At 68.9% G+C, this 25,678-nt stretch carries 30 protein-coding genes; all 30 read right to left on the bottom strand.

The features are described from left to right. Positions 1-4: 4 nt before the first annotated feature. Positions 5-1,252, bottom strand: a complete 1,248-nt coding sequence (locus tag ACHZD8_RS05915) for an ABC transporter substrate-binding protein (protein ID WP_394769235.1) — start codon at positions 1,250-1,252, stop codon at positions 5-7. A gap of 54 nt (positions 1,253-1,306) precedes the next feature. Beyond that, positions 1,307-2,659 carry an alpha-L-fucosidase gene (locus ACHZD8_RS05910; RefSeq protein ID WP_394769234.1) on the bottom strand — a complete coding sequence of 451 codons (1,353 nt, stop codon included), beginning with the start codon at positions 2,657-2,659 and terminating at the stop codon, positions 1,307-1,309. Positions 2,660-2,886: 227 nt separating this feature from the next. Then, positions 2,887-3,180, bottom strand: coding sequence for a carbon storage regulator CsrA (gene csrA / locus ACHZD8_RS05905; RefSeq protein WP_394769233.1), 294 nt, complete (start codon positions 3,178-3,180; stop codon positions 2,887-2,889). Positions 3,181-3,184: 4 nt separating this feature from the next. Continuing rightward, positions 3,185-4,054 (bottom strand): hypothetical protein, encoded by an 870-nt coding sequence (locus ACHZD8_RS05900; protein ID WP_394769232.1) that lies wholly within the window; start codon positions 4,052-4,054, stop codon positions 3,185-3,187. After that, a complete protein-coding gene (locus tag ACHZD8_RS05895) occupies positions 4,029-6,077 on the bottom strand; it encodes a flagellar biosynthesis protein FlhA (protein WP_394769231.1) in 2,049 nt (682 codons plus the stop codon). The genes ACHZD8_RS05900 and ACHZD8_RS05895 overlap by 26 nt, the downstream gene beginning before the upstream one ends. A 1-nt stretch (position 6,078) precedes the next feature. After that, positions 6,079-7,176: a flagellar biosynthesis protein FlhB gene (locus ACHZD8_RS05890; RefSeq protein WP_394769230.1), complete on the bottom strand. Its 1,098-nt coding sequence runs from the start codon at positions 7,174-7,176 to the stop codon at positions 6,079-6,081. Further along, complete coding sequence (locus ACHZD8_RS05885) at positions 7,177-7,935, bottom strand: flagellar biosynthetic protein FliR (RefSeq protein WP_394769229.1); 759 nt, start codon at positions 7,933-7,935, stop codon at positions 7,177-7,179. Between the two features lies 1 nt (position 7,936). Beyond that, complete coding sequence (fliQ, locus tag ACHZD8_RS05880) at positions 7,937-8,212, bottom strand: flagellar biosynthesis protein FliQ (RefSeq protein WP_147784220.1); 276 nt, start codon at positions 8,210-8,212, stop codon at positions 7,937-7,939. Further along, positions 8,212-9,048: a flagellar type III secretion system pore protein FliP gene (gene fliP / locus ACHZD8_RS05875; RefSeq protein ID WP_394769228.1), complete on the bottom strand. Its 837-nt coding sequence runs from the start codon at positions 9,046-9,048 to the stop codon at positions 8,212-8,214. The genes fliQ and fliP overlap by 1 nt, the downstream gene beginning before the upstream one ends. Continuing rightward, complete coding sequence (locus ACHZD8_RS05870; protein ID WP_394769227.1) at positions 9,045-9,569, bottom strand: FliO/MopB family protein; 525 nt, start codon at positions 9,567-9,569, stop codon at positions 9,045-9,047. The genes fliP and ACHZD8_RS05870 overlap by 4 nt, the downstream gene beginning before the upstream one ends. Continuing rightward, positions 9,570-10,277: a flagellar motor switch protein FliN gene (gene fliN / locus ACHZD8_RS05865; RefSeq protein WP_394769226.1), complete on the bottom strand. Its 708-nt coding sequence runs from the start codon at positions 10,275-10,277 to the stop codon at positions 9,570-9,572. Next, positions 10,274-11,179: a flagellar motor switch protein FliM gene (locus ACHZD8_RS05860; RefSeq protein WP_394769225.1), complete on the bottom strand. Its 906-nt coding sequence runs from the start codon at positions 11,177-11,179 to the stop codon at positions 10,274-10,276. The genes fliN and ACHZD8_RS05860 overlap by 4 nt, the downstream gene beginning before the upstream one ends. Positions 11,180-11,187: 8 nt before the next feature. Next, a complete protein-coding gene (locus ACHZD8_RS05855; protein ID WP_394769223.1) occupies positions 11,188-12,063 on the bottom strand; it encodes a flagellar motor protein MotB in 876 nt (291 codons plus the stop codon). Beyond that, positions 12,063-12,845: a motility protein A gene (locus ACHZD8_RS05850; protein WP_394769222.1), complete on the bottom strand. Its 783-nt coding sequence runs from the start codon at positions 12,843-12,845 to the stop codon at positions 12,063-12,065. The genes ACHZD8_RS05855 and ACHZD8_RS05850 overlap by 1 nt, the downstream gene beginning before the upstream one ends. After that, positions 12,845-13,171, bottom strand: a complete 327-nt coding sequence (locus ACHZD8_RS05845) for a flagellar FlbD family protein (RefSeq protein WP_394769221.1) — start codon at positions 13,169-13,171, stop codon at positions 12,845-12,847. The genes ACHZD8_RS05850 and ACHZD8_RS05845 overlap by 1 nt, the downstream gene beginning before the upstream one ends. Before the next feature lie 106 nt (positions 13,172-13,277). Then, positions 13,278-14,450 carry a flagellar hook protein FlgE gene (locus ACHZD8_RS05840; protein WP_394769220.1) on the bottom strand — a complete coding sequence of 391 codons (1,173 nt, stop codon included), beginning with the start codon at positions 14,448-14,450 and terminating at the stop codon, positions 13,278-13,280. 34 nt (positions 14,451-14,484) lie between these two features. Further along, a complete protein-coding gene (locus tag ACHZD8_RS05835) occupies positions 14,485-14,928 on the bottom strand; it encodes a flagellar hook assembly protein FlgD (protein ID WP_394769219.1) in 444 nt (147 codons plus the stop codon). A gap of 16 nt (positions 14,929-14,944) precedes the next feature. Beyond that, positions 14,945-16,297, bottom strand: a complete 1,353-nt coding sequence (locus ACHZD8_RS05830) for a flagellar hook-length control protein FliK (RefSeq protein WP_394769286.1) — start codon at positions 16,295-16,297, stop codon at positions 14,945-14,947. Between the two features lie 2 nt (positions 16,298-16,299). Next, on the bottom strand, positions 16,300-16,737 hold the full coding sequence (locus tag ACHZD8_RS05825; RefSeq protein ID WP_394769218.1) for a hypothetical protein: 438 nt from the start codon (positions 16,735-16,737) through the stop codon (positions 16,300-16,302). Next, entirely contained in the window at positions 16,734-18,056 is a 1,323-nt protein-coding gene (locus ACHZD8_RS05820; protein ID WP_394769217.1) for a FliI/YscN family ATPase, read from the bottom strand. Before ACHZD8_RS05820 ends, ACHZD8_RS05825 begins: the two co-directional genes overlap by 4 nt. After that, a complete protein-coding gene (locus ACHZD8_RS05815; protein WP_394769216.1) occupies positions 18,053-18,661 on the bottom strand; it encodes a FliH/SctL family protein in 609 nt (202 codons plus the stop codon). Before ACHZD8_RS05815 ends, ACHZD8_RS05820 begins: the two co-directional genes overlap by 4 nt. Continuing rightward, entirely contained in the window at positions 18,651-19,670 is a 1,020-nt protein-coding gene (gene fliG, locus ACHZD8_RS05810; RefSeq protein ID WP_394769215.1) for a flagellar motor switch protein FliG, read from the bottom strand. The genes ACHZD8_RS05815 and fliG overlap by 11 nt, the downstream gene beginning before the upstream one ends. Beyond that, a complete protein-coding gene (fliF, locus tag ACHZD8_RS05805) occupies positions 19,667-21,271 on the bottom strand; it encodes a flagellar basal-body MS-ring/collar protein FliF (RefSeq protein ID WP_394769214.1) in 1,605 nt (534 codons plus the stop codon). The genes fliG and fliF overlap by 4 nt, the downstream gene beginning before the upstream one ends. Beyond that, positions 21,271-21,576, bottom strand: a complete 306-nt coding sequence (gene fliE, locus ACHZD8_RS05800; RefSeq protein ID WP_394769212.1) for a flagellar hook-basal body complex protein FliE — start codon at positions 21,574-21,576, stop codon at positions 21,271-21,273. The genes fliF and fliE overlap by 1 nt, the downstream gene beginning before the upstream one ends. Then, complete coding sequence (locus ACHZD8_RS05795; RefSeq protein ID WP_147784234.1) at positions 21,576-21,968, bottom strand: flagellar basal body rod protein FlgC; 393 nt, start codon at positions 21,966-21,968, stop codon at positions 21,576-21,578. The genes fliE and ACHZD8_RS05795 overlap by 1 nt, the downstream gene beginning before the upstream one ends. Then, positions 21,968-22,309 (bottom strand): flagellar basal body protein, encoded by a 342-nt coding sequence (locus ACHZD8_RS05790; protein ID WP_331900346.1) that lies wholly within the window; start codon positions 22,307-22,309, stop codon positions 21,968-21,970. Before ACHZD8_RS05790 ends, ACHZD8_RS05795 begins: the two co-directional genes overlap by 1 nt. Before the next feature lie 127 nt (positions 22,310-22,436). Then, a complete protein-coding gene (locus ACHZD8_RS05785) occupies positions 22,437-22,757 on the bottom strand; it encodes a hypothetical protein (RefSeq protein WP_394769211.1) in 321 nt (106 codons plus the stop codon). Continuing rightward, a complete protein-coding gene (fliS, locus tag ACHZD8_RS05780; protein ID WP_394769210.1) occupies positions 22,750-23,181 on the bottom strand; it encodes a flagellar export chaperone FliS in 432 nt (143 codons plus the stop codon). The genes ACHZD8_RS05785 and fliS overlap by 8 nt, the downstream gene beginning before the upstream one ends. A gap of 5 nt (positions 23,182-23,186) precedes the next feature. Further along, on the bottom strand, positions 23,187-24,575 hold the full coding sequence (gene fliD, locus ACHZD8_RS05775) for a flagellar filament capping protein FliD (protein WP_394769209.1): 1,389 nt from the start codon (positions 24,573-24,575) through the stop codon (positions 23,187-23,189). 169 nt (positions 24,576-24,744) lie between these two features. After that, positions 24,745-25,581 carry a flagellin gene (locus ACHZD8_RS05770; RefSeq protein ID WP_394769208.1) on the bottom strand — a complete coding sequence of 279 codons (837 nt, stop codon included), beginning with the start codon at positions 25,579-25,581 and terminating at the stop codon, positions 24,745-24,747. Positions 25,582-25,678: the final 97 nt, after the last annotated feature.

The following is a 25,678-nucleotide window of genomic DNA, read 5'->3' as shown; positions in this document are numbered from 1 at the left end:
CCGGCTACTCGCCTACCGATTTCTGGATTGTCGCCAGGATGTCTTTCGCCGTCTTGTCACCCCGGAAGCCCACGACGCCGTACTGCGTGAACAGGGTCTCCACCTGGTTCCAGCTGGGAGTGGTGATCTGCGCGGTCGCGTTGTCGAGCAGGGCAGCCACGGCCTGGGCCGCCTCGGGTGACTTGCCCTCCGCCCACGACGGTTGCGCCGTGGCGCGGGACGGCACGATCCCGCGTGACGCGGCCTGCGCCTTGAGCACGCTCGTGGCGGTCATGGCCGTGATGGCCGTGAACGCCTCGTCGGGGCTCTTGCAGTTCTTGGCGATGCCGAACCCCGAGCCGGCGGTCATGCCGTGGGCCTTGCCGCTCGTGCTCGGCACGATCGTCACGCCCATCGTGAATTTAGCGGCGGCGGCGAAGGTGCTGTACATCCAGGGGCCCTCGATCAGCATGTCGGATGCCCCGCTGGTGAACGCCGTCTGGGCGATGTCCGAGCCGTCCGCCGCTTCCGGCGCGTTGGCGATGCCGTCCTTGTGCACGAGGTCGAAGTAGCTCTGGATCTGCTCGACCATGGCCGGGTTGGTGAGATCGAGCTTGCCCGACTTCGTCACGGCCGTTGCGCCATCGGCGATTGCCCAGGCGTTCGGGATGAAGACCCCCGGTGCGATCGCGAGCGCCTTGTGGTCCGCCTTGGTGAGCTTCTTCGCGTCGGCGACGAACTGCTCCCTCGTGTAGGTGGTGGTCGGAAGCGGGATGCCGGCCGCGGTGAACGCGTCGACGTTGTAGTAGAGCACGATCGGTTCGGCGTCGTACGGCAAGGCACGAATGGTGCCGTCGACCGTCATTCCCTCGAGCATCGACGCGTCGATTCCCGACTTGTCGAACTTGTGCTTGGCGATGAGGGAGTCGAGGGGCATCAGCAGTCCCTGCAGCTCCTGGGCGCGCGCCGCCTGGGTGGTGAGCAGGCAGGGCGGGTTGCTGCCGGAGAGGCGGGTCTTCACCTTGGTCCAGTAGTCGTTGAAGCTCGGACCCTCCACCGAGATCTTGAGGCTCGGATCCACCTTCTTGCCGAGGGAGACGAACGATTCCCACTGGTCGCGGTCGCTCTGGCTGCTCACCCAGGTGTAGAGGGAGAGCGATCCGTTCGAGGCGCTCGCCCCTCCGCTTGCGCAACCGGCGAGACCGGTCATGGCCGCGATGACGGCGATGGCCGCGGCGGTCCTGCCCGCCTTGCGGCGTTTGAGTGTTTTCACGTGTGGTGCCTCCTTCATTGGATTCATCGTGTGAGGTGGAGCGGAGCCTGACGGTCAGGCGAATTCGATGGCGACCACGTCGACGAGGGCGCCCGAGGGAGTCGGGGCGTCGATGCGGAGCTCGCCGGTGGGCTCGGTGTCGTGAGCGCTCTGCTCGTGCACCTCGAAACTGGATCGGTGGTTGAGCGGTTCGCCCGTCGCGAGCAGCCGCACGGAGGTGACCCGATTCACCGGGATTCCGCGCACGATGATCTCCTCCACCGGCGTGAGCACGAGATGCAGGTACAGCACGCCCGGCCGGGCCGTGGTCGGACCGTAGAAGTCGACCCCGACCGCCGGCGACACGTCGACGACGCTGCTCTCGTGGTCGTGCATCCACTGACCGATCCGATCGAGGCGCTCCACCTGCTCCGGGTTGAGGCTGCCGTCGCCCTTCGGCCCGACGTTGAGCAGCAGGTTTCCGCCGCGGCTCGCGACCTCGATGAGAGTGGTCACGAGGGAGCGCGCACTCTTGTTGTTCGTGTCCTCCGGGCGCCAGGCCCACATGTCGCCGATGGTAAGGCAGAGTTCCCATGGCCCGTCAGGAGCCGTGGTCGGGAACGCCTGCTCCGGCGTCTTGTAGTCGCCGTGTCCCAGGAGCCGCTCGTTGATCACGACGTCGGGCTGGAGGCTCTTGATCAGTTCCCGCAGCCCCCGGGTGTCCCACTCCTCCTCCGAGCGCTCCCACTCCCCGTCGAACCAGAGCAGGTCGATCGTTCCGTAGTTGGTGAGCAGCTCGGTGAGTTGCCCGCGGAGGTAGGCGCCGTACCGGCTCCACTGCTCGGCCGTGGGCCGCCGATGCCGGTCGAGCGCGATCGGCGCTTCGGCGTTCTCGGGCAGCCCGGCCGCCGGCCAGTGCTCGTTCGGGTACGGAAGGTCGGATGGGCGGAACGCCGGGTAGTCCTCGTGGTTCCAATCCGGCAGGCTGTAGTAGATGCCGACCCGGATTCCCTCGGCGCGGATCGCCTCGACGAACTCGCGGGTGATGTCCCGACCGAACGGCCCCTGCTGCACGCCGAAGCTGGAGTGCTCGGTGTGGAACATGGAGTATCCGGCGTGGTGGCGAGCCGTGAAGACGACATAGCGCGCGCCCGCCCGCTTGGCCACCCGCGCGAGCTCGACCGCGTCCCACTCTGTCGGATTGAACGTGGCCGCGCTCGACTGGTACTGCTCGACCGAGACCGCGTCCTCGACCGCATCCACTCCGGGAATTATCGAACGCCCGACGAGTGGCCAGGAGATCTCGATGCCCTGCTGGCTGGCGTGGTCCCAGTGCACGAAGAGGCCGAGCCCCGCCCCCACGAACCACTCGCCGCCCGGAAGCTGGAAGTCGGTGGGTCGAACGAAGGCCTGTGGTGTGGATGCCAAGAGTGACTCTCCCTTGAGTATTGGCTATTTCCTATAGGATAGATGCACAACGCGGGGGCGCGCAAGAGGCGCCTCGAATCCCATCCCCGCGGCTTCCTGCTGCGGACCGGGCCATCCCGGTCAATCGGGGTCGGCGCGCCGGCCCGCCTTGTCCGTACCGGCCCGCCGGAGCACGCGGCCGAGTCGAGCTCGTCACCGGGCCGATCGCGGGCCCGCGGAGCGGGGGACTACGCCTCGGCGGGGGCCTCTGCCTCGGGCTCGGGCGTTGCCGATGTGGCCTGCTGCGCCGTCGGAAGCAGCCCGAGCGCGGCCTTGATGCGGTCTTCGTCGCCCTCGTCGGCCTTCGCCGCCGCCAGGTTCGCCTCGGTCACGGCGCGCAGCACCTCTTCGCGCTGGATCTTGACGCCCCGGGGCGCATCGATGCCGATCCGGATGCCGTCACCCCGGCTGTCGAGGATGGTGATGACGATGTCGTCGCCAATGAGGATGCGCTCCCCGGCCTTACGCGTCAGCACCAGCATCAGGTCAGCCTACCGAACCGCTTTCCACCCAGCCGACCTGAAGACCAAGCTCGTTCACCGTGTTGGGGCTGGATGTCGCCCCACGTCCGATCACGGCCACCGCGGCCACGTGGCTGATCGCGGCCACCGCGGCCACCCAGCGGCCGGTGTCCGCCGGCTTCCTGCCCGCATCCACCGCCACCCAGACCTGGTCGCCCTGCAGAAACTCGAGCGCGTCCGACCCGGCCTCGTCCAGCCCGACCCGCTGCAAGCCGAGCGCCACGATGATGCCGAACTGGTCGCGCACGCCCTGGGCGCGGGCGGCGAGCACCCCGCGACGATCGCTCAGCCGCTTCACGCCGTCCGAGGAGCATTCGCCGGCCACCCGCAGCTCGGCCGTGCCCGAGGCCAGGGACATCTCGCGCGCGATGGTGAGCGCATCGCTGCCCAGGCCCACCACGACCACGAGGTCGCCCGGCGCCGAGAGGGGGGCCTGCAGCCGGGGCGCCCTCGCCGTGACGATCGGCAGGCTCGGGGGCGGCGGCGACGTGTTGAGCGTGAGGTCGGCCATGAGCGTGTCGAAGCTCTCCGACGACGTCGACACGTCCGGCAGCGTGTCGGCGGACCGGATGTGCGCCTCGACGCTGTCCGCATCGTCGAGCAGCGCCGCGATGCCCGCCCGGGTGGGCAGGTCGAAGGCGTGCACGTCCCGCGCCGTGCCATCCGGCACGTCCACCTCGATCTGGAAGCGGCGCTGCGCGAAGAAGCCCTGGATGCCGCCCGTCGTCACGGCGCGCACCGCCACGACCTTGGCGTGCGGGCCGTGTTCCTCGAGCACCCGGGCGTTCAGCTCGTCGAGCGACGTGCCTTCAAGCTGAAATCGATTCGGTGACACGCACCACTCCCACCGTCTCGATGTTCACGTTGGCCGAGGTGACCTCCTGGTACGACAGCACCGGCAGGCCCCCGGTCTGCGCGGAGACCAGGCGCCGGATGGCCGGACGAAGCGCGGGCGCGCACACGAGCACGCCCGAGGACCCGGTGGCCTCGAGCCGCGCCACGACCTCCTTGGTGGAGTTGAGCACGGCCTCGAGTCCCGCCTGGTCCATGACGATCTGGGTTCCGAGCTCCGACGGGCGCATCGCCTCGAGCATCGACTGCTCGAGCATCGGGTCGATCATGATCACCCGCAGGGTCTGGCCGTCGAGGTGGCTCACCGTGAGGGCGGGGCCGAGCGCGAAACGGGCGGTCTCGATCAGTCCCTCAGGATCCGTCGACACCTTCGCCCGCAGCGAGAGGGCCTCGTAGATCCTGGGCAGGTCGTTGATCGCAACCTGCTCCATGAGCAGACCCTGAAGAACCCGCTGCACCTCGGCGAGGCTGAGCAGGCCGGGGACCAGTTCGTCGACCGCCGAGGGGTTGACCTCCCTGACCCCCTCGGTGAGCACGCGCACGTCTTCCCGGGTGAGCAGGCGGGCCGCGTTGTTCGTGATGATCGAGGAGAGATGCGTGACGACGACCGAGACGCGGTCGATCACGGTGGCGCCGCTCATCTCTGCGCTGTGTCGCATCTCGCTCGGCACCCACTTGCCGGCGAGCCCGAAGACCGGCTCGATCGTGACCGCGCCCGGCAGTCCGTCCAGGGCGTCGCCGAGGGCGAGCACCTTTCCGGCCGGCGCCGTGCCTCGGCCGGCCTCGACCCCGGCGATCCTGATCACGTAGGTGGCCGGCGGCAGCTCCACGCTGTCCCGAGTGCGCACCGGCGGAACCACGATGCCCAGGTCCATGGCGATCTTGCGCCGAAGCGACCGAACCCGGGCGAGGAGGTCGTCGGAGGCGTCGGAGACGATATCCACCAGGTCCGGTGCGAGCAGGATCTCGAGGGCGTGCACGCGCATCTGCTCGATGAGCGACTCGGTGGTGACCACCTGCGAGGAGTCGGCCTGGCTGGTGGCCGCGCTCTCGAGGGTGAGCTTGGTCTCCTCGCGCACCTTGATGCGCTGGGCCAGCAGCAGCAGGCTCGCCCCGATCACCACGAAGGGGATGATCGGCATGCCCGGGATGAGCGCCATGAGGATGGCGGCGCAGCCGGCGATCATCAGCGCGTTGCGCGACTGGGTGAGCTGGGCGGATGCCGTGGAGCCGATGTCGGACTCGGCGTTCGAGCGGGTCACGATCATGCCGGTGGACACCGCCATGAGCAGCGCGGGAATCTGGGTGACGAGGCCGTCGCCGATGGTGAGAAGGGTGTACTTGGCCACCGCGTCGCCGATGGAGAGGCCGCCCTGCAGCATCCCGATCGCGATCCCGCCCACGATGTTGATGATGATGATGATGATTCCGGCGATCGCGTCGCCCTTGACGAACTTGGACGCGCCATCCATCGCACCGTAGAAGTCCGCCTCGGCGGACACCTCCGCCCGCCGCTCGCGGGCCTGGGTGTCGGTGATCAGGCCGGCGTTGAGGTCGGCGTCGATCGCCATCTGCTTGCCCGGCATGGCATCGAGGGTGAACCGCGCACCCACCTCCGCCACGCGCTCCGCGCCCTTGGTGACCACCACGAACTGGATCACCACGAGGATGAGGAAGATCACCGCGCCGATGATGATCGACCCGCCGACGGCCACGTGGCCGAACGCGCCGATCACCTCTCCCGCATAACCCTGGCCGAGCACGAGCCGCGTGGATGCCACATTGAGGCCGAGCCGGAACAGGGTGGCCACGAGCAGCAGGGACGGGAACACCGAGAAGTCCAGCGGCTTCTTCACGAACATCGTCGTGAGCAGGGTGACGAGCGCGAGCATGATGTTGAGGATGATGAGCACGTCGAGTACGACGGCGGGCACCGGCACGACGAGCAGCAGGATGATGCCGACGACCCCCACCGGAACGGCGAGCTTGGAGAGATTGCGGTTCACGTCAGTGGCCTCCTGCGGTCATGGTGAGTTCGGGCATCTGGTGCACCCCGCGGCTCGAGCCGCGCGTGCGAAGGGAGAGCACGAAGGCGAGAACTCGCGCGACGGCGTTGTAGAGCTCCACGGGGATCTCGTCGCCGAGGTCGCACGCGGCGTGCAGGGCCCGGGCGAGCGGGATGTCCTTGACGATCGGCACCCGATCGGTCTCCGCCTGCTCGCGGATGCGGGCGGCGATCACTCCGGCACCCTTCGCGACGACGCGGGGTGCCGACTTGCCCGGTTCGTACTTGAGGGCCACGGCGAAGTGGGTGGGGTTGACGAGCACGACGTCCGAGGTGGCCACGGCGGCGATCATCCGGTTGCGGCTGATGGCGAGCTGGCGCGCGCGGCGCTGCCCCTTGATCAGCGGGTCGCCCTCCGAGCTCTTGTTCTCGTCGCGCACTTCCTTCTTGGTCATGCGCGTTCTCTTGCGGTTGCGACGCATGACCACGAAGACGTCGGCGGCGGCGAGGATGAGCCCGGCGGCCACGGCCGACTGCACGAGGGCGCCCGTTCCGTCTCCCGCCGCCTTGATGAGCGCGGTGGCCGGGAGTCCGCCGGCCGTCATGAGGATCGGCATGAGGCCCTGGATCACGGTCATGAGCACCACCCCCACGACCACGGTCTTGAGCAGCGCCTTGAACCCGTTCCAGGCCGCCTCCGCGCCGAAGGTGCGCTTCACGCCGCTGAGCAGGTTGAACTGCTCGAACTTGCCGGCCATCTTCTTGAAGTGGATGCCACCCTGGGCCGCCGCCGCAGCGAGCACGGCCACGGCGACCACCACGAGCAGCGGCAGCACCACCCCGGACATCGATCCGAGTCCGGCGCCGAGGGCCTCCAGCACCTTCGTCGGGTCCGGGTTCAGGGCGGCGTCCTTGACCGCGGCGAACTGGGCGGATGCCGCGTTGGCCCCGGCGGACACCGTCGCCGGGATCATCACGGCGGCCGTGCCCACGCCGACCCACGCGGTGAGGTCCTGGGACTTGGAGAGCTGCCCCTTCGAGCGCACCTCCTTCATGCGCTTCTCGGTGGCCTGCTCGGTCTTTTCGCCGACGTCCGACATCTACTTCACCCCCACGAGGGCGCCGACGGCGTCCCCGGTGATGGATTCGACGATGCGCGGCATCGCCGCGAACACGACGGAACCGAGGGTGAGGGTGATGAGGATCTTGAGCGGGAAACCGAGGGCGAAGGCGTTGAGCGCCGGGGCGACGCGGGTGAGCAGGCCGAGTCCGGCATCCGCGAGGAAGAGCACGACGATGAGCGGACCGGCGATCTGCAGGGAGGCGAGGAGCATCTGGCCCACGGCCGCGGTCACGGCGGCGAGGGGCGTGGCGAGGTTCAGTCCGCCGGCCACCGGCAGGGCGGTGAAGCTGCGGGCGAGGCCGCCGATGATGAGCTGGTAGCCGCCGGAGGTGAAGAGCAGCGCGAGGGCGGTCATCTGGAAGAGCCGGGTGTACTGGGCGCCGTTGATCATCATCTGGGGGTCGTAGCCCTGGGCGAGCTGGAATCCGCCGAACAGGTCGATCAGGTTGCCCGCGGACTGGATGGCCGAAAAGACGAGCATCACGAGGAAGCCGAGGAGCGCCCCGACGACGAGCTCGATGAGCAGGGAGATGATGAACTGGCCGGTGTCGGGCGAGACGTAGTTGCGGGCCACCTGGGGGGCCACGGCGAGCGCGAGGCCGAGCCCGAGCATTCCCTTGATGCGCAGCGGGAAGGCATTGTGGGAGAACGGCGGCGCGATCACCAGGAACGCGATCATGCGCACCGACGCCAGCATCACTGCCTCGATCCACTGGAAGTTGAGGGTGATCGCCATGTCAGCCGCCGCCGAGCAGCGAGGGGATCTTGTCGAACATCGCCTGGGTGAACGACACGAGCTCGGAGATCATCCAGTGCCCGGAGACGATGAGGGCCACGGCCACCGCGATCGCCTTGGGAACGAAGGAGAGGGTCACCTCCTGGATCTGGGTGATGGACTGCAGGAGCGAGATGGCGAAACCGACGACGAGCGCGGTGATCAGGATCGGCGCGGCGAGCTTGGCGGCGATGATCAGGCCCTGCAGGGCGATGTCCATGACGGCGTTGGTGTCCATCAGCCCCCCTTGTAGCTGGAGATGAGGGTCGTGATGATGAGACCCCAGCCGTCGACGAGCACGAACAGCAGGATCTTGAAGGGCAGGGAGATCATCACCGGCGGCAGCATCATCATGCCCATGGACATGAGGGCGGCCGACACGACGAGGTCGATCACGAGGAACGGCACGAAGATCACGAAGCCGATGATGAAGGCCGCGCGAAGCTCGGAGATCATGAACGCCGGCACGAGGGTGACGAGCGAGACGGACTGCGGGTCCTTGGGGTTGGCGTGGCCCGCCGCCCGCGTCATGAGGGCGAGATCCTCTTCCCTGGTGTGAGCGAGCATGAACTTGCGCAGCGGCTCAGAGGCGAGGGTGACGGCGTCGTTGAAGTTGAGATGCCCGTTGAGGTATGGCTGCACCGCGTGGTTGTTGATGTCGGTGAGGATGGGCGCCATGATGAACAGCGTCAGGAACAGGGCGAGTCCGGCTAGCACCTGGTTGGGCGGGATCGACGGCAGCGCGAGCGCGTTGCGAGCCATTGCGAGCACGACGAAGATCTTGGTGAACGACGTCATCATGAGCAACAGCGCGGGCGCCACCGAGAGCAGCGTGATTCCGACCAGGGTGACGATCGCCGACGACGGCGTGCCGTCCGGCCCGTTGATGTTCACCGAGAGACCGCCGCCGCTCGGTGCGATCGGGTCGACGGGAGGTGTCGGCGGCACGACGGCCGCGTGGCTCGGGTTGCCCGTCATCATGACGAGCGCCGCGGCCACCACCAGGGCGAGCAGCACCATCACGAGGATTCTCGCCGCCCGGCCGGAGAGCCAGGGGCTGGTGCGCGCCTTCATCGGCTCTGCCGAAGAGCGGCGGCGGCGCGCTTCCAGGTGGTGGGGGAGAGGATCGAGCTGCCGAGCGGGCCGGTCGTGAAGCCGCCGCCGAGAGACCTGCCGGCCAGACCCGATCCGGCCAGGGCCGATCCGGCCAGGGCCTGTCCGTCCGCGTCCGCCATCGCGCGGCCGAACGCCACCGCGGTCTTCGGCGCGGTCGCCGGCACACCGTGCGGCTCGGGCTGGGGCACGGCGGCCAGACGCGCCGGGGCGCTCTCCTCCACGATCGGCACGGGCAGCTCGCTCGTGTTGAGCACCGTAACCGACTGCTCGGTGACCCCGAGCAGAAACCTCTTGCCGTCCACGTCGAGAACCACGACCGAGGCCTTGGGGGCGATCACCTGGCGGGTCACCACCGAGATGAGTTTGGTGGCGCGCGACGCCCGCGCGCCCTTCGTCAGTCGACGCTGCAGCATCCAGAGCACACCGAGCACGGCGGCCAGGGAGAGCAGGACACGAAGCGCCAGGAAGACCGACTCCACTTAGCTCAGACCCTCGGTCACGTCGAGGATCTTGGTGATGCGGATGGCGTAGTCCTGGTCGACGACCACGATCTCGCCATGGGCGATCAGGCGGCCGTTCAGCAGCACATCGGCCGGCGCCCCGGCCGAGCGGTCGAGTTCGATCACGGCGCCCGGCTCGAGGCTGAGCACGTCGCGCACCGACATCCTGGTCTTGCCGATCTCCACGGTGAGCGCCATTTCGACGTTGCTGATGCGGCCGAGGTTGATCGCCATGGACTCGTCGGACATGGTGTTCGCGCCGGTGATGACGCCGTTCTCCCGGATGCGGATGGCGAACCAGCCGGCGGCGACCCCCGCGCTCGAGAGGGCGAAGACCTCGGTGGCCGGGTCCTGGAAGAGCGCGGTCGCGTCCTCGATGCGCGAGTCGGCGACGACACCGGTGCCGAGAACGGCGGCGGCGGCCTCGAGGGCAGGACGCAGCACGTCCACGATCGAGACGAGCGCGGAGTCGGTGCCGGCCGCGGCCTTCATCGACTCGGCGTCGTTCAGGATCACGGCGAGGTCGGCCGACCGGTCGCCGACGAACGAGGCGACGATGGCGGAGTCGAGGGGGCCGGCCGGGTGCCCGTCGATGGCGATCGCCTCGAGGATGGTCGTGCTCGGGAGCATTCTGGCGAGCGCCTCGGCTGCCTCGGCGCGCGGGTCCGTTGCGGTGGTCTTCTTCACGATTTCTCCTCGGTAGTGACGACGACGCACGCGAGACGGGAGCCGTTGGATCCGACCGCCGCCCGCGCCATCGGCTGGCCGTCGACGGTCACATCGAGCGGTCGGTGCTGGGGGTGCGGAATCTTGATGACGTCGCCGACGGCGAGCGCCAGGATGCGGCTGGGCCGCACGATGGCCGGCGTGAGCCGCAGCGACACCTCGACCGGCACGGCCGACATCTGCGCCGAGATGAGCTGCCGCGCGTTCGCGACGGTGCTCGTGGGATTGGCCTGGCCCAGTTGCGGAAGCAACACCGCGGCCGGGATGGCGAGCGTCGCGGTGGCGGCGTTGTCACCGACCCGGATGGCGAAGGTGGCAACGATCATGAGATCCGCCGTGGCCGCGGCCTGCGCGAACTGGGAGTTGTACTGGATCGCGTCGACGGCGATGGAGGTGACGAGCAGGGACCCGAGCGAGTAGCGCAGGTCTTCCAGCGCGTCGTCGAACAGTCGCCGAACGAGCGCCTGCTCGATGTGGGTGAACTTGCGGTCCGGGGCAACCTGCGCGTGGTTGCTGCCGAGCATGTACGAGACCCAGGCGAGCGCCGAGGAGGTGGGGAACTGGATGACGGCCTTGGCGTTCGACCCCTCGAGCACGCACAACACCATCGCGGTGGTGGCCGGAAGGCCGGAGGCGTACTCGTCATAGGTCTGCATCGCGACCTGTTCGCAGGTCACCTGCGAGACGACGCGTACCTTGGCCGTGAGCTGCGTGCCCCACTGGCGGGCGAAGGTCTCGAACGCGAGCTCGAGCACCCTCGCGTGTTCGCGGGCGAGCGTGGTTGGACGACGGAAGTCATAGGGCTCGGCTGCTGCACCCTCGTTCGCGGGCACGCCGATTGAAATCTGTTCCTGGACCGTCACACAGCAAACTATCGGCCGGGGACCCCCACCGGTAAGGTGAATTTCCCAATCCCGGTCGGCGGGTCCGCCGTCGGTTTCGCTGCCGCCGCATCCTCCGCCGCCACGATGCCCGGCATGAGCGCGCGCACCCCCTCGGGCTGGTTGGACAGCACCACGATGTCCACCCGTCGATTCCTCGCCATCTCCTCCGGACTCGAGCCCGTCGCGATGGGGCGAGACGACCCGTAGCCGACCGCGCCGATCCGATCGGGGTGTACGCCGCCGACCTCCACGAGGTGCCGCAACACGGAGATCGCCCGGCCCGAGGAGAGCTCCCAGTTGGTGGGGTACGGACTCGTCGACTGGCGTGCGTCGGCGTGGCCCTCCACCGAGACCTCATACGGCGACGCGACGATCGCCGGCGCGATGTCGTTGAGCACCTGGGGCGCGACCCCGATGAGGGCGGTGCTGTTGGTATCGAAGAACGTCTGGGACCCGACCAGGCGGATCACGAGTCCCCGCTCGGTGATCTGGAACGTGACGGTGCTGGTGAGCCCGGTCGCGGCGAGATTGGCGGAGATCGCGGCCTGGAGGGCCTTGAGCGAGTCGACCTCCTTCGTGGCGAGCTGGGCCGGCGCGAAACTCTCCGAGTTCTTCACCGCCTTGTCCGGCTGAACGACTGTGCCCTTCGCCGTGTCGATCTTGCCGATGTCCTTCACCCCGAACCCGGTGGCGAGGGAGTTTCGCAGGGCCACGAACTTGGCCGAGTCGACGGTCGACATGGCGAACAGCACGATGAACATGCACATCAGCACGGTGACCATGTCCATGTAGGAGGCCATCCAGCGTTCGTCCGGCCCGTGCTCCTCCGCCTCTTCGTGATGCTTCTTCCGCCGCGCGCTCATTAGGCGGCTTTCGGCAGCTTCGGGGTCTTCGGCAGCGCGTTCGCCGGCACCATCGCGCGGAGTCGTTCGCCGAGGAGTCGGGGCTGGCTGCCCGCCTGCACGGCGAGCACGCCCTCCATGATGAGCGTCATCCGCGCGTTCTCCAGGTCGGAGAGTCGCCGCAGGCGGGACCCGATCGGCAGCCAGAGGAAGTTGGCCGAGAGCAGGCCCCAGAGCGTCGCGACGAAGGCGGCGGCGATGAGCGGACCGAGCTTGCCCGGCGTCGACAGGTTCTCGAGCACATGGGTGAGCGAGACGACGGTGCCGATGATGCCGACGGTCGGGGCGAATCCACCGAGGGTGGTGAAGAACTTGCCGGCGATGCGGTCCGAGGCGGTTCGCGTGGCGATCTCGTCCTCGAGAATCTCGCGCAGTTCCTCGCCGTCCGTGCCGTCCGCGATGTTCTGCAACGCGTTGCGCAGGAACGGGTCAGTGACCTTCTCGGCCTCCTGCTCGAGCGAGAGGAGTCCCTCCTTGCGCGCCTTCTCGGCGAGCGCCACGACCTCGTCGATGGTGTCATGCGGCTTCGGGACCTTGCCGGTGAAGGCGCGGGGCAGCGACTTGATCGCGAGCATCATGTCCTTGATCGTGCCGCTCGCGATGCCGACGGCGATCGTGGCACCGAAGACGAGCACCATGGGAGCGGGCAGGAGGATCGCGCTCACGGCCGAGCCTTCGAGGGTGAGCATGGCGTAGAGCGCGCCGAACGCGACGGCGATGCCGATCAGGGTTGCCGGATCCATCAGATCTTCCTTGGGCGCAGGGTCACGGGGATGTCGAGCTCGACGAGGCCGTCGTCGTCCTCGTCGTCGTCTTCCTCGACCGCGTCGACGATGCCGAACGGCCTGCTGGCCGGAAGGCGGCCGCTCGCGGACAGCTCGTGTGTCAGGGCAATGACGGTCGCGCGGTAGTGCAGGATGCGATCGATCACCTCGGTCATCGATTCGGTGACGATGTACTTGGCTCCGTCGACCATCACGAGGGTCGTGTCCGGGTTCGAGTTGATTCGCTCGATCAGATCCGGATTGATCGCGAACTGGCTGTCATTCAGCCGCGTGACGACGATCATGAGCACATCCCTGTTTCGTGTAGTGGGCCCTTCCTGGGCCCTTATACAGCACTATCGGCCGCCCCCGCCCAATGGTTAGGGGGGACGGCCGAGTCAGTGGAGCCGATTAGCGCTTGAGGTTGGTGAGCTCCTGGAGCACCTCGTCGGAGGTGGTAATGATTCGCGCGTTGGCCTGGAACCCTCGCTGCGCCACGATGAGGTTGGTGAACTCCTGGGAGAGGTCGACGTTCGACATCTCCAGGGCGCCGCTCGTGATCGACCCGATGCTGCCGGAACCCGGCGCCCCGATCTCGGCGTTGCCGGAGTTGAAGGTGGCCTTGTACGACGAGCCGCCCGCCTTCTCGAGTCCGCCGGGGTTGGTGAAGGTGGCGAGCACCACGCGGGCGATCGCCTGCGACGCGCCGTTGCTGAACGAGCCGACGAGCGTGCCGTCCTGGCCGAGCGTGTAGGACTGGAGCGTGCCGGCCGCGCTGCCGTCCTGCTTGCTGACGGACACCGTCGTGAGGGCGGCGAACCCCGTGAGCTTGCTCATGTCGACGGCGATTCCGCCGATGGTCATGGTGCCGGCCGAGGTCTGCACCCCGCTGGCGAAGGTGAGCGCCGTGGAACCGGTCGATCCGTTCGGGTCGACCCCCGCGACATTCCAGCCCGCCGCCGTCTTGGTGAAGGTGAGGGTGACCGTGCGGGCCTCACCGGCCGAGTCGAAGACCTGCTTGTCGCGCACGAGGGCGGTGCCCACCGCCGCGTCGTCGGGCAGGTTGCCGGCGACGGTCGCCGAGGTCGTGGCCACGGCGGGCGCCACGGTGCCGAGCGGCAGGGTGATGTCGCTGAGCGCGCCGCCGCCGTTCACGACACCGTTGACCGCGTTCCAGCCCTGCACGATGGCCCCACCGGGCGCCGTGAGACGGCCGGCCGAGTCGAAGCCGAACGAGCCGGCGCGGGTGTACTGGGTGGACGTGCCGAGGTTGGTGACGAAGAAGCCGTCGCCGGAGATCATCAGGTCCTCCGCGCGGCCGGTCGCCTGGGTGGAGCCCTGCGCGAAGTTGGTGGAAATGCCCGCCACCCGCACGCCGAGTCCGACCTGGGCCGGGTTGGTTCCGCCGACGTTGGCCTGTGGGCCGCCCGCCGCCTGCGTCATTTGCGACAGGGTGTCCTGGAACTGGGTGGCGGAGGCCTTGAAGGCCGTGGTGTTGACGTTGGCGATGTTGTTGCCGGTCACGTCGAGCATCGTCTGGTGGGAGCGAAGGCCGGAGATGCCGGAGTACAGGGAACGAAGCATGGGATGCTGCCTTTCGGTTGGAGTCGGAGACGGATTATGCGGATGCTGTGGTGATGCCGGAAATAAGGTCGAGCGCCACGTCGACGCCCCCGACGCTGACCTGGGGAACCGAGCCGGCAAAGGAGACGCTCTTCGCGATTCCCGTGACGGTCACGCCGTCCTTGCCGGTGTACGTGACCTGCTTGCCCACGAAGTTGGCCGCCGCTATGCGCATTTGCAGCGAGAAGTCCTCGGTGCTCGTGGTGGACAGCTGGGTCATCTTCTCCATCATGGAGAGCTGCGTGGTCTGGGCGATCATGGCGTTGCTGTCCATCGGCGCGCTCGGGTCCTGGTTGCGCAGCTGGGTCACCAGCAGCTTCATGAACACCTCGGAGTCCATGGCCTGCGATGGGCTGCGCGCCGCGCCGGTCGTATAGATGCCCGTGGTCGAGACGGGCGCCGAGGGTGGCGCCACGATTCCTATGGGGTCGGTTGTCATTGCCTGCTCCTTGTTCTCAGACCATCACGTCGATGGTCGTTGACGTGCCGTGGTGACCTCGTGGGGAGGCGGGCGTCTGGTCGGTGGTGGGGGCGGATTCCCGCTGGCGCGGCGACTCCGGCGCGAACCGCTCGCGCGGCGCTCCGCCGTCTCCGCGATCGGTCGGCTGGTTCTGCGACGACAGGTTGAGGTTCGAGTTCAGGCCGGATCCCGCGAGGTCCCGGCGCAGATCGGGCAGGATCGCCCGGATCGCGTCGCGCCCGACATCGGTGGGCGCGAAGAGTTCCACCCGGATGCCGTCGGTGCTCACCTGGGCGCGCACGGTGACGGGGCCGAGGTTGTCCGGTGCCACGGTGATCACGATCGTGTGTTCGCCCGTGGGCGCGGTGGCCAGAGCGAACAGCGGACGGGACAGCTGCGTCGCTAGCGGTGGTGTCACGGCCGGCGGTGCGGTCGGGGCGGCGGCCGACGTCGCCGCGGCCGGCGCCACGGCTGCAGGCACGGCGGCAGACACGGCGGGAGCGCCGGCGGCAGCTGGGCCGGTCGCCGACTCGGCGCCACGATCCTGTGACGGCCGAGCCGGGAGGAGGCTCGCGGAGACGCCGGTCGCGGCGACCGGAACGACGCCAGGGGCGACGACCGGAGCGACCACCGCCGACGCCGGGACCGCGGGAGACGCCGCGGTGGCCGGGGCGGTGCCCGGCGCGAGCGTGATCGCGCTCACGGCGGGTGAAGCGGATGCCGGTCGGGGCTGCATCGCGGTGTCCGTCGCTGGTGCAGCCGACGACGCGGGGGCCGGCGACACGGCGACTGTCGACGCGGCGGCCGGGGACGCGGGAGCCGGCGACGCGGGGGTAGCGGCACTCTTCGCCTTCCCCTTGCCGTCGGTCGGCGCGGCCAGGGGGGTCGAGGCGATCGCGGCCGTGATGGCGGCCGGGGCCGCCTGGGCGGGATCGACCGCACCGAGCACCGCGGGCGCCGTGGCGGTCGGGGTCACCGACGGAAGCGTCGAGTCCACCGCGGCCGACTGGGCGGGCGAGGCCGGTGTGGCGACGGGGATCGCTGCCGGAACCGGCGTGATGGCCGCGGCGAGCGCGGACGGATCGGCGGCGGTGGTCGTGCCGGGGTCGGCGGCGGAATCGGCGGTCGTCGGGGCGGTGCCGGTGCCGGGTGTGGCGTCCTTCGAGGGTGCGGCGTGGGTCGGCGTCGGGGTGTCCGTCGCCGTCGCGGTGTCCGTCGCCTGGCCGTTCGAACCGGCAAGCGCGGCGGTCGCCCCGGTCAGCGCGGCCCCGAAGAGCCCCGCCGCGGCCGGGTTCGACTTCGTGGCCGGCGCCGACGCGGACGAGGGCGCGGCAAGCAGCCCGACCATGGTCACTGGGGAGCCTCCGACCGCGAACGGTGCCATCCGGTGGAGGCGATCTCGTCGAGCACGGCCTGCTCGGCCACGATCTCTCCGCTCGCGACGGCGGCCGAGAAGCGCACCTCGAGCTTCTCGAGGCCGACGGACCTCGCACGCGCCTCTGTGAAGGCGGCGGATGCCTCGTCGCGGACCGTGCGGTGCACCGAGTCGAGGGCCTCGAGCTCGGCGAGCATGCTGCGGGACGACGCGCGCGCGGCGGCCACGGCGTAGAGCACCGCGGCGCTCGTGGCCTCGGCCGGCACGACGCTGAGCGCGGCGCGCGCCCGGCGCTTCCTCGCCAAGCTCTCGTTGGCGCGGGCGTTGGCCGACGCCAGGTCGCTCGCCGCCTGGTCCTGCTGGATCTGACGCAAGCGGAGCAACCCCGCGAGCGGGAACATTCTGGCCATCATGAACCTCCCAGTGTGCTGACGAGCCGGTTGAGCTGGGCCCAGGCGTCCTGCGCGGTGGACTGTTCGGTCATCCGCTGCTGCAGGAAGGCGTTGATCTCGCCCTCGTGGTCGACGGCGGCGTCAACGAGGGGGTTCGCGCCGCGCTGGTAGGCGCCGACGTCGAGAAGGTCCTGCGCGGCGCGGCGGGCGGCGAGGGTCTTGCGCAGGAAGCCGGCGGTAGCCGTCTGCTGGCCCGAGTTGACGCGGGAGGCTACCCGGGAGATCGAGCCGAGGGCATCCACCGAGGGGAAGTGCCCGGCGACGGCGAGCTTGCGGTCGAGCACGACGTGGCCGTCGAGAAAGGAGCGGGCCGCGTCGGCGATCGGCTCGTTGTGGTCGTCGCCGTCCACGAGGACCGTGTAGATGCCGGTGACCGATCCGCTCTCGCCGGTGCCCGCGCGCTCGAGCAGCTGCGCGAGGAGGGAGAAGGTCGACGGCGGGTAGCCTCGGGTGGCCGGCGGCTCGCCGACGGAAAGGCCGATCTCGCGTTGCGCCATCGCCACGCGGGTGAGCGAATCCATCATGAGCATGACGTTCGCCCCGGCGTCGCGAAACGACTCCGCGATCCTGGTGGCGACGAAGGCGGCGCGCAGCCGCATCATCGCCGGCTCGTCGGAGGTCGAGACGACCACGATGGAACGCGCGAGACCCTCGGCGCCCAGGTCGTCCTCGAGGAATTCGCGAACCTCGCGACCTCGCTCGCCGACGAGCGCGATCACCGAGACCTCGGCATCCGTCCCTCGGGCGATCATGGAGAGCAGTGAGGACTTGCCGACGCCGGACCCCGCGAAGAGGCCGATGCGCTGGCCCATTCCCACGGTCGTGAGGGTGTCGAGCACGCGCACGCCGAGCTGCAGCGGGGTGTCGATGCGGGCGCGATGCATGGCGGATGGGCTGTCGTTGTCGAGCGGGACCATGGCGTCCGGGCGCAGCGGCCCCTTGCCGTCGATCGGGCGGCCGAGGCCGTCGATCACCCGGCCGAACAGGCCGCTCCCGGTGGGCACGAGCATCGGCACTCCGCGAGACCGCGCCGGCGCGCCCGCGTTGATTCCGGTCATGCGGCTCAGCGGCATGCACCGGATGCCGGTGCGGGTGGTCGCGATGACCTCGGCGTCGAGGGCGCCGTCGCCGATCGTGACGAGGTCGCCGATCGCGCAGTCCAGGCCGGACACCTCGAGGCCGAGGCCCACGATGGACGAGACGACGCCCACGCGCTCCGGGCGGCCGGCGGCGAGCGCGGCGGCGAAGCGCTGCGGATGCGGGCGGTAGGCGACTGTCACGATGCCTCCCCGGCGATGGCGGCCTTCGCTCGGGCGAGCGCGGTGGAGATCCTGGCGTCGAGGAAACCGACCTCGAACTCGGTCACGGCGTCGCCGCGAGAGAGCGAATCGTCCGGGGCGAAGAGCACCCCGGTCGCGGCGATGCTCTCCTCGTCGAGCCCGGCGAGGTCGACGGGGTTCATCCGCACCACCCGCACCGTCGAGGAATCCGCGCGGGCGAGCGCCCGGGTCATGGCCGTGCGGGCCGAGATCTCGTCCCGGCTGAGTTCGGAACCGAGGATCGCCTCGGCGAGTTCGATCGCGGCCGCCGCGAGCGCGTCCTGGGACCGCTCGATCAGGGGAAGGGTGCGCTCGTCGAGCGCCCGTGCGGCCGCCCCGAGCAGGGCGACGACCCGGTCGACCCGAGCGCGTCCGTGCAGCACCGCCGCCTCGTGTTCCGCGTCGAGCCGAGCCGTGCGCTCGGCGAGCTCGCTCGATGCCGCCCGCAGGCCGGCCGCGTACCCCGCCGCGTGCCCGCTGGCCCGCGACTGCACCTCGAACGGATCCGTCTCGAGGCTGCGCAGCGCCGGGAAGATCACCGGCAGAAACTCCTGGTCAATCGACATAGTCGTCCTCGTCGCCGCGCTGCACGGTGATGATGCCCTGCGCCTCCAGGTCGCGGATGGCGCGGACCACCTCGGCCCTCGCCTCCTCGATCTGGGTCATGCGCACCGGGCCGAGGGCCTGGATCTCGTCCTCGAGGATCTCCTTGTTGCGCTCGGAGATGTTCGCGCGGATCACCTCGGTGACCGCCTCGGACGACCCCTTCATGGCGACCGCCAGCACGGCCGCGTCGATGCCGCGAAGCACCTGCTGCACGTCCTTGCGTTCGAACTTGACGAGGTCGGCGAAGGTCAGCATCCGCGAACGCACCTCTTCGGCGAGCTGCGGGTCGAGGCCGTCGAGGCCGTCGAGCACCGCGCGCTCGGTCGAGACGTCCGACCGGTTGATGATCTCGACGAGCGGCTGGATGCCGCCGACCACATCGGTGGTCTCACGCGAGGTGACGACGGCGCTCGCGCGCTGCTTGAGGTTGTCGGCGACGATGCGCACGGCCTCGGGCGCCGCGGTGCCCATCGTGCCGATCGCCTGGGCGACATCGGTGCGCAGCTGAGGGTCGAGGGCGGAGAGCACCGGCGAGGCGTGCTCCGGGCGCAGGTGAGCAAGCACGAGCGCGATCGTCTGGGGCAGTTCCCCGTCGAGGAGCGTGATGAGCTGGCCCGGCTCGGCGGTGTCGAGAAACTCGAAGGCGCGGCCCGCCATCGACGAGGCGACGCGGTTCATCACGCCCGCTGCACGCTCCGACCCGAATGACGCCTCGAGCAGTCCGGCGGCGAAGTCCTTGCCACCGCGCGCAGCACGGCCGCCCTTGATCGTGAGCTCGTGGAACTCCTCGATGGTGCGTTCGGCCAGCGCGGCGTCGACCCGGCGCAGCCGGATGATCTCCGCGGCGATCTCCTCGGCCTCCGCGTCGTTGAACTGCTTCATGACCTCGGCGGCACGCAGCGGGTCCATGTTCATCAGCACGACGGCGACCTTCTGGGTGCCGGTCAGTACGGCGGTTGCCTCGCTCATGCCGGCTGCCTGTCATCCATGAGGCTCCGCAGGAAGTCGGCGGTGCGCTGCGGGTCCTTGCCTGCGAGGGCGTCGATCTCGGCGCGCTTGCGGTCGTTGTCACCGGGGGTGACCGGAAGCTGGGTGTAGGTGAGCGGGGCGGAGGCCGGCGCGGTGAGGGCGATCGGCACGGTCTGGTCGTTCATCATCGCGCGCATCTCGGCCAGTTCGCCCATGTCACGCAGCTCCTGCTCCTCCTCGTTGCGGCGGCGCAGGCGGCGGGCGATGAGGAACAGGGCGAGGGTCGCCGGGATGGCGATGCCGAAGATGGTGATCGCCGTGCGGATGATGCCGGCCGTGCGGTCGGCGGTGGCGGCAGCGTCCGCCGCGGCCAGGGCCTTCGCGGCCTGCACGGCGCCCACCTTGTTGAAGGACACGACCTCGACGGCCACCTGGTCGCCGCGCGTCTTGTCGATGCCGGCGGCGGCGTTGATGAGCGCCTTGACGTTGGCGATGTTGAGCCCAGACGCGACGGCCGAGTTGAGGGCCACCGACACGGTCTGCCGGGTGATCGCGCCGGCCGGGATGGTGGTGGACTCGGTGACCTTGTTGATGGCGTTGTTCTTGGTGACCGACTGCGAGGTGACTCCGGTGCCCGTCTGCACGCCGCTCGGCACCGCGATGTTGTCCGGTCCGAGAACGCCGGTGCTCGAGCTGCCGCCCGAGGCCGCACCGCCGCTGGCGTCACTGGAGAACGACTCGTTGAGGGCTGGTGCGTCGGTGGGCGAGGTGAACGACTCCTCGGTGCGCTGGCCGGAGTTCTGGCTCAGGTCTGCGGCCACGACGACAGTGGCGTTGCCCGGGCCGACCACCTTGTCGAGCATCGCCTGCACCGAGGAACGCACGCGAGATTCGTAGTCGGAGGCGACCTTGCCCTGTGCCCCGCTCGTGACCCCGGCCGCGGAGAGCACGATGCCCTGGGCGTCGATCACCGACACGTCGGTGGCCTTCATGCCGTCGATCGAGGCCGAGGTGAGGTGCACGATGGCCTGCACCTGCTCGTCGGTCAGGGTTACGCCGTTGTCGGTGGCGATGAAGACGGAGGCGGTGGGGTCGGCCTTCTCGGAGACGAAGACGGTGTCCTTGGGGATGGCGAGCTGAACCGAGGCGGTCTTCACGCCCTTCATCGCCATGATCGTGTTGGCGAGCTCACCCTCGAGCGCGCGCTTGTATGTCACGTTCTGCTGGAATTCGGACGCCGTGACGCCCATCTTGTCGAGCAGCGAGTATCCGCCAGTGGTCGAGGAGGGCAGTCCGGCAGCGGCTGCCTTGAGGCGCTCGTCGTATACGTTGGCCTCCGGCACCATGATGGTGCCGCCGCCGTTTGTGATCTCGTACTGCACGCCGTCGGTGCGCAGCTGCTCGACGATCGTGTTCGCGTCCGTGCCGCTCAGGCCGGAAAACAGCGGCGTGTAGGCCGGCTTCGTGACCCAGAAGGTGAGCGCGACGACGCCGAGGGCGAGAACGGCCACGCCGATGATGGCGACGGTGCGCTGCGCGATGGTGAACTCGCGAATGGTGTGGGCGAGGCGCCGAAGCGCGGTGCTGACCTGGGTGGGCATTAGGACTGCATCCTCATGATCTCGTTGAAGGCGTCGACACCCTTGTTACGAACCGCGGCGACGAGCTCGAGGGTGACCTGTGCTCGCGTTGCCGCGATCGTGGCGTTGTGGATGTCGTCGAGGTTGCCGGTGACGGCCTTGATTGCGAGGTCGTTGGAGATCGACTGCTGCTGCTGAAGGCCGTCGACGGCGCTCGAGAGCTCGGTGGCGAAGCCCGACGAGTTGCTCGCACTGGCCCCCGTGGTCGACGGGAGGTACCCGGTGCCCGTGACGCCCTGTACGGACGTGATACCTGCGACGTTCATCAACTGCGTCCGATCTGGAGTGCTGCCTGGTAGGTCTCTTTCGCGCGGTCGACGACCGCGGCATTCGCCTGGTAGCCGCGCTGCGCCATGATCAGCTGGCCCATCTGCGAGGCGAGGTCGATGTCCGGATACCGCACATAGCCCTCCTTGTCGGCGAGCGGGTTCGCCGGCTCATAGACGAGTCGGCCCTCCGCGCTTCCGAAGGCGGCGCCCTTGACGTAGACGCCGGTGGTGCCCTCCCCCTCCTGCGCGACCACGTAGCGCGCCTGGAAGGCGGCTCCGCTCGTCGGCTTGGCGGTGTTGACGTTGGCGATGTTGTCGGCGACGGCGTCCAGCCACTTGCGGTGCACGGTGAGCCCGGTGGCCGCGATCCCGATCGCGTCGAACGTCATCAGCTGGTCCTGATCGCGGCGCGCATGGCGGAGAACTCGTTGCCGGCGGCCTGGCTTGCGAACTGGTAGCGCAGCACCGTGTCGATGTTGGAGAGGGTCTCGGTGTCGAGATTGACGTTGTTCCCGTTGAGCTGGGTCGGCTCGAGCGACCGCGCGACGGAGGCGGTGACGTGGCCGTTGCCGGCGTCGACCGACTTCGCGAGGGCATCCTCGAACAGCACGCGCTTGGCGTGGTAGTTCGGGGTGTTGATGTTCGCGATGTTGTTGGCGATGGTCCTTTGCCGCAGCGCCAGTCCGTCCAGTGCGCTGTTGAGCGCGGCGGAAGTAACCGATTCGAGCACAGTCATCCGTTTCGTCGTCGAGGACAATACGGCCGATCCGTGGCCTTTCGGTGAGCAATCCGTGCTCTGTACTACCAGCTATCGGCCGAGCGGAATCTGGCGTAAGGCGTTCGCCCCGAAGGGGGGGTCAGCTCGTGACGTCGAGGTAGGCGGATGGCCCGCCCGGGTTCACCGGAGGCACGGCCTCGATGGCAGCGAGGTGCCGCCCGGTCACTCTCTTGCGCTCCTCGAGAGCGTCGATGGACTCCTGCTGCTCACTGAAGATGCGGTTGGCGCGGGTGCGCAGGTCGGGCGGCATGGGCCCGAGGTAGCTCGGCATCACCCAGACGGGCACGCCGCCGTAGTCCTCCGCGTCGGCGCGCGCCGGAAGCCGGGACGCGGCGATGCTCTCCTCCATCGCATTGAGCACGGATGCCCAGTTGTCCCAGTTCTCGCTCGAGCTAGGCAACTCCGAGCTCCCGGCTTTCGCCGGTCGACGCTCCGCGATCCGGAACCGAGAGCTGGCCCGCCGCCTCGTGCCAGGCCTGCCTGAGCGGCTCGAGAAGCTCGATGCTCTCGCGGATGCTCGCGGCGTCGCGCTTCACATTCGCCATCACCAGGAGGCTCGTCGTGTAGTTGTAGAGGGAGAGCAGACCCTGGCCGCCATCCCACAGCTCCACCTTCAGCGACGAGATGAGTTCGGCGATGATCGCCTGGGCGTGCAGCAGGTTCGAGGAGGCGGCCGGCCAATCCTCGGCGCGATGGGCGATCTCGGCTCGACCGAGGTCGAGCAGCAGGCGGTCGTAGAGCATCGTGAGCAGGCGCACCGGCGAGGCCGACAGGATCGCGTCGCTGTTGTATTGGGAGCGTTGTGCGCTCATCGTCATGGTCATGATCCCTATCCCGTCGTGCCGGTCGAAGTCGAAAGCGAGGAGAGCTGCGAGCTGAGCGCGGCGGACTGCGCCTTGAGGTTACTCAGCATGACCTCCATGTTGGAGAAGGTGCGCTCGAGGGTCGACTTGCGGATGGCGAGTCGGGTGTCCCACGCGGAGATCTGGTCGCCGAGGCTCTTGAGCTGGGTCTGATCGCCGGTGATCCGGTTGGTGAGCGTCCCGTCGTACTTGTCCGAGGCCGCCGTGGAGCTGGCCGCGAGCCTGCTCGCCACCGTCTGGATCGCCGCCATCGTCGTGGTCGGGTCTGCGGCGAGCGCTGCGGCGAACTTGTCGGCGTCGAAGGTGACGGTGCCCGTGCGGTCCACCGAGATCCCGTACTCGGAGGGCGAGTGTCCGTTGATCGGCAGGCCCACGGCGTCGAGCGCCTTCTGGCGGATGTCGCGGATGGTGGCGTCCCCGGCGAAGACCCCGGCCTTCGTCGTGGTCACGCCGTTGGCATCCGTCGAGGTCGAGACGGCCGTCTGGGCGGCGATGAGCACGAAGGCGCTGTTGACCGACGCGACGAGGCTGCTCGCGACGTCGCTGATCTTCTTGTCGTCCCGGGCCACCGAGATCGTCACCGGGTCGGTGGAGACGGCGGACGCGGTCACGCTCACCCCCTGCAGCAGGTTGGTGAAGGTGTTGGTCGGCGAGGTGATCACCTGTTCCGCCGAGGTGCCGGCGAAGAGCTTGATGCTCGCGTCCTGGGCCGTCTTGATCACGGCGCTTCCCGGCGTTGTGAGCACGTTCGTCGCCGTGCCCCCGGCGACGTCAGCCGCCGTGCCCTGGTAGACCGTAAACGCGGAGTCGGCACCGGTCGTCTTGCTGGAGAACTGGATGCGGAAGAGCGGGTTGCCGCTTCCATCGACGCCCGAGGCGACCTTGGTGGCGTTGACTCCCGCGGTCGAGCCGTTGATCGCGGAGACGACGTCGTCGATGGAGTTCGAGGCCGGGGTTATCTCGAGCGGCGTTCCCGAGTGCCCGACGATGGTGATGGTGGAGGGCGAGGGCCAGGCCGACATCGCGGCGGAAACGCCGATCTGCGACTGGGCGAGTGCGCTCACCACCACCTGCAGCTCGCCGGCGCTCGCGCCGGTGGCGACCGAGACGGCGAGCCCGGTGCTGGAGCTGGTGGCGGAGTAGAGGTCGAGGCTGGACGGCTTGGCGGCCGCGGTGGCGGCATCGGCGAGGGTGGCGAGCCGGCTGTTGAGGCCCTGAAAGGCGGCCAGTTCGGTGTTGGTGCTGCTGACCTGGCCCTTGAGCAGGGTCTGCGGCTGGGCCGCGACCGTCATGAGCTGGCTGATGAGGGACGTGGTGTCGAGGCCGCTGGAGAGGCCGTCGAGGGAGATTGCCATTGTCCCGTGTCCCTTCGTCTGTTCTGGCGGGTGATGCGGTGTTGGGGTGCTGCTGTGCTGCTGTGCTGCTGTGCGGTAAACGCCCGGCGGCCATCACATCGAGAGGTCCAGTTCCCTCCGTGACGAGCCGCCGGGCGTTGCTTGTTACACGCCGGCCGAGCTATCCGATCTAGCGGAGGAGCTGCAGCACGCCCTGGTTGCCCTGGTTGGCCTGCGCGAGCATCGCGGTGCCGGCCTGGGCCAGGATGTTGGAGCGCGTGTACTTGACCATCTCGGACGCCATGTCGGTGTCGGTGATGCGCGACTTCGCCGCCGTGAGGTTCTCGGTGGAGACGGCGAGGTTGCGGATGACGCTCTCGAAACGGTTCTGCTGAGCACCGAGGTCGGCGCGAGCTGCCGACACCGCGGTGATGTTGGTGTCGAGCGTACCGATGGTCGTCAGTGCCGCACTGCTGCTGGCGAAGCCAGCGGCAGCGAGACCGGAGACCGTCGTTCCGATCGCCGCAACGTCGGTGGTCGTGACGGTGATCTGGTCCTCGGCCGCGACCGAGCCCGCACCGACCTGGAAGGTCAGAGTGGCGCCACCGGTACCGAGAAGCTTCGTGCCGTTGAAGTTCGCCGACGCTCCGATGCGGGTGAGTTCCGCGCCGAGGGCCGTGACCTCAGTGCCGATCGCGGTGCGCGAGCTGGCGTTGTTCGAGTCGTTACCGGACTGAACGGCGAGGTCACGAACGCGCTGCAGGATGGTCTGAACCTCGGAGAGCGAGCCTTCAGCGGTCTGGATGACGCTGATGCCGTCCTGCGCGTTGCGGCTGGCGACCGTGAGGCCACCGACCTGCGACTGCAGACCCTGGGAGATTGCGAGACCAGCTGCGTCATCCGCGGCGTGGTTGATGCGAAGACCGCTGGAGAGCTTCTCGAGCGACTTGGCGAGATCGTTCTGCGTGTTGCTGAGGTTGCGGTACGAGTTGAGTGCCGAAATGTTGGTGTTGACCTGCATACCCATGATGTATTCCTCCGTGATGTGGGTTTATCTGAATCGGCCCATCCGTGGTCCGACACTGAGAGTTATCGGCCGAACACCCGGGGGCGTTAGGCGCGAT

This window comes from Lacisediminihabitans sp., from assembly GCF_043726815.1.
Lineage (GTDB): Bacteria > Actinomycetota > Actinomycetes > Actinomycetales > Microbacteriaceae > Lacisediminihabitans.
The sequence above is the reverse complement of the archived record's forward strand: the minus strand, read 5'-3'. Positions and strand labels throughout refer to the sequence as shown.

Bases quoted from the DNA above. Each gene is read 5' to 3' on its own strand.
- ACHZD8_RS05830 (WP_394769286.1), bottom strand. From the start codon at position 16,297: ATGGTCGGGCTGCTTGCCGCGCCCTCGTCCGCGTCGGCGCCGGCCACG.
- ACHZD8_RS05815 (WP_394769216.1), bottom strand. From the start codon at position 18,661: ATGTCGATTGACCAGGAGTTTCTGCCGGTGATCTTCCCGGCGCTGCGC.
- fliF (WP_394769214.1), bottom strand. From the start codon at position 21,271: ATGCCCACCCAGGTCAGCACCGCGCTTCGGCGCCTCGCCCACACCATT.
- ACHZD8_RS05885 (WP_394769229.1), bottom strand. From the start codon at position 7,935: ATGGCGATCACCCTCAACTTCCAGTGGATCGAGGCAGTGATGCTGGCG.
- fliP (WP_394769228.1), bottom strand. From the start codon at position 9,048: ATGAAGGCGCGCACCAGCCCCTGGCTCTCCGGCCGGGCGGCGAGAATC.
- ACHZD8_RS05835 (WP_394769219.1), bottom strand. From the start codon at position 14,928: ATGACAACCGACCCCATAGGAATCGTGGCGCCACCCTCGGCGCCCGTC.
- fliD (WP_394769209.1), bottom strand. From the start codon at position 24,575: ATGGCAATCTCCCTCGACGGCCTCTCCAGCGGCCTCGACACCACGTCC.
- ACHZD8_RS05770 (WP_394769208.1), bottom strand. From the start codon at position 25,581: ATGGGTATGCAGGTCAACACCAACATTTCGGCACTCAACTCGTACCGC.
- fliE (WP_394769212.1), bottom strand. From the start codon at position 21,576: ATGAACGTCGCAGGTATCACGTCCGTACAGGGCGTCACGGGCACCGGG.
- fliS (WP_394769210.1), bottom strand. From the start codon at position 23,181: ATGACCATGACGATGAGCGCACAACGCTCCCAATACAACAGCGACGCG.
- ACHZD8_RS05890 (WP_394769230.1), bottom strand. From the start codon at position 7,176: ATGTCGGACGTCGGCGAAAAGACCGAGCAGGCCACCGAGAAGCGCATG.
- fliG (WP_394769215.1), bottom strand. From the start codon at position 19,670: ATGAGCGAGGCAACCGCCGTACTGACCGGCACCCAGAAGGTCGCCGTC.
- ACHZD8_RS05795 (WP_147784234.1), bottom strand. From the start codon at position 21,968: ATGACGTTCGACGCGATCGGGATCGCGGCCACCGGGCTCACCGTGCAC.
- ACHZD8_RS05825 (WP_394769218.1), bottom strand. From the start codon at position 16,737: ATGATGGCCAGAATGTTCCCGCTCGCGGGGTTGCTCCGCTTGCGTCAG.
- csrA (WP_394769233.1), bottom strand. From the start codon at position 3,180: ATGCTGGTGCTGACGCGTAAGGCCGGGGAGCGCATCCTCATTGGCGAC.
- fliQ (WP_147784220.1), bottom strand. From the start codon at position 8,212: ATGGACACCAACGCCGTCATGGACATCGCCCTGCAGGGCCTGATCATC.
- ACHZD8_RS05850 (WP_394769222.1), bottom strand. From the start codon at position 12,845: ATGGATCCGGCAACCCTGATCGGCATCGCCGTCGCGTTCGGCGCGCTC.
- ACHZD8_RS05845 (WP_394769221.1), bottom strand. From the start codon at position 13,171: ATGATCGTCGTCACGCGGCTGAATGACAGCCAGTTCGCGATCAATCCG.
- ACHZD8_RS05840 (WP_394769220.1), bottom strand. From the start codon at position 14,450: ATGCTTCGTTCCCTGTACTCCGGCATCTCCGGCCTTCGCTCCCACCAG.
- ACHZD8_RS05855 (WP_394769223.1), bottom strand. From the start codon at position 12,063: ATGAGCGCGCGGCGGAAGAAGCATCACGAAGAGGCGGAGGAGCACGGG.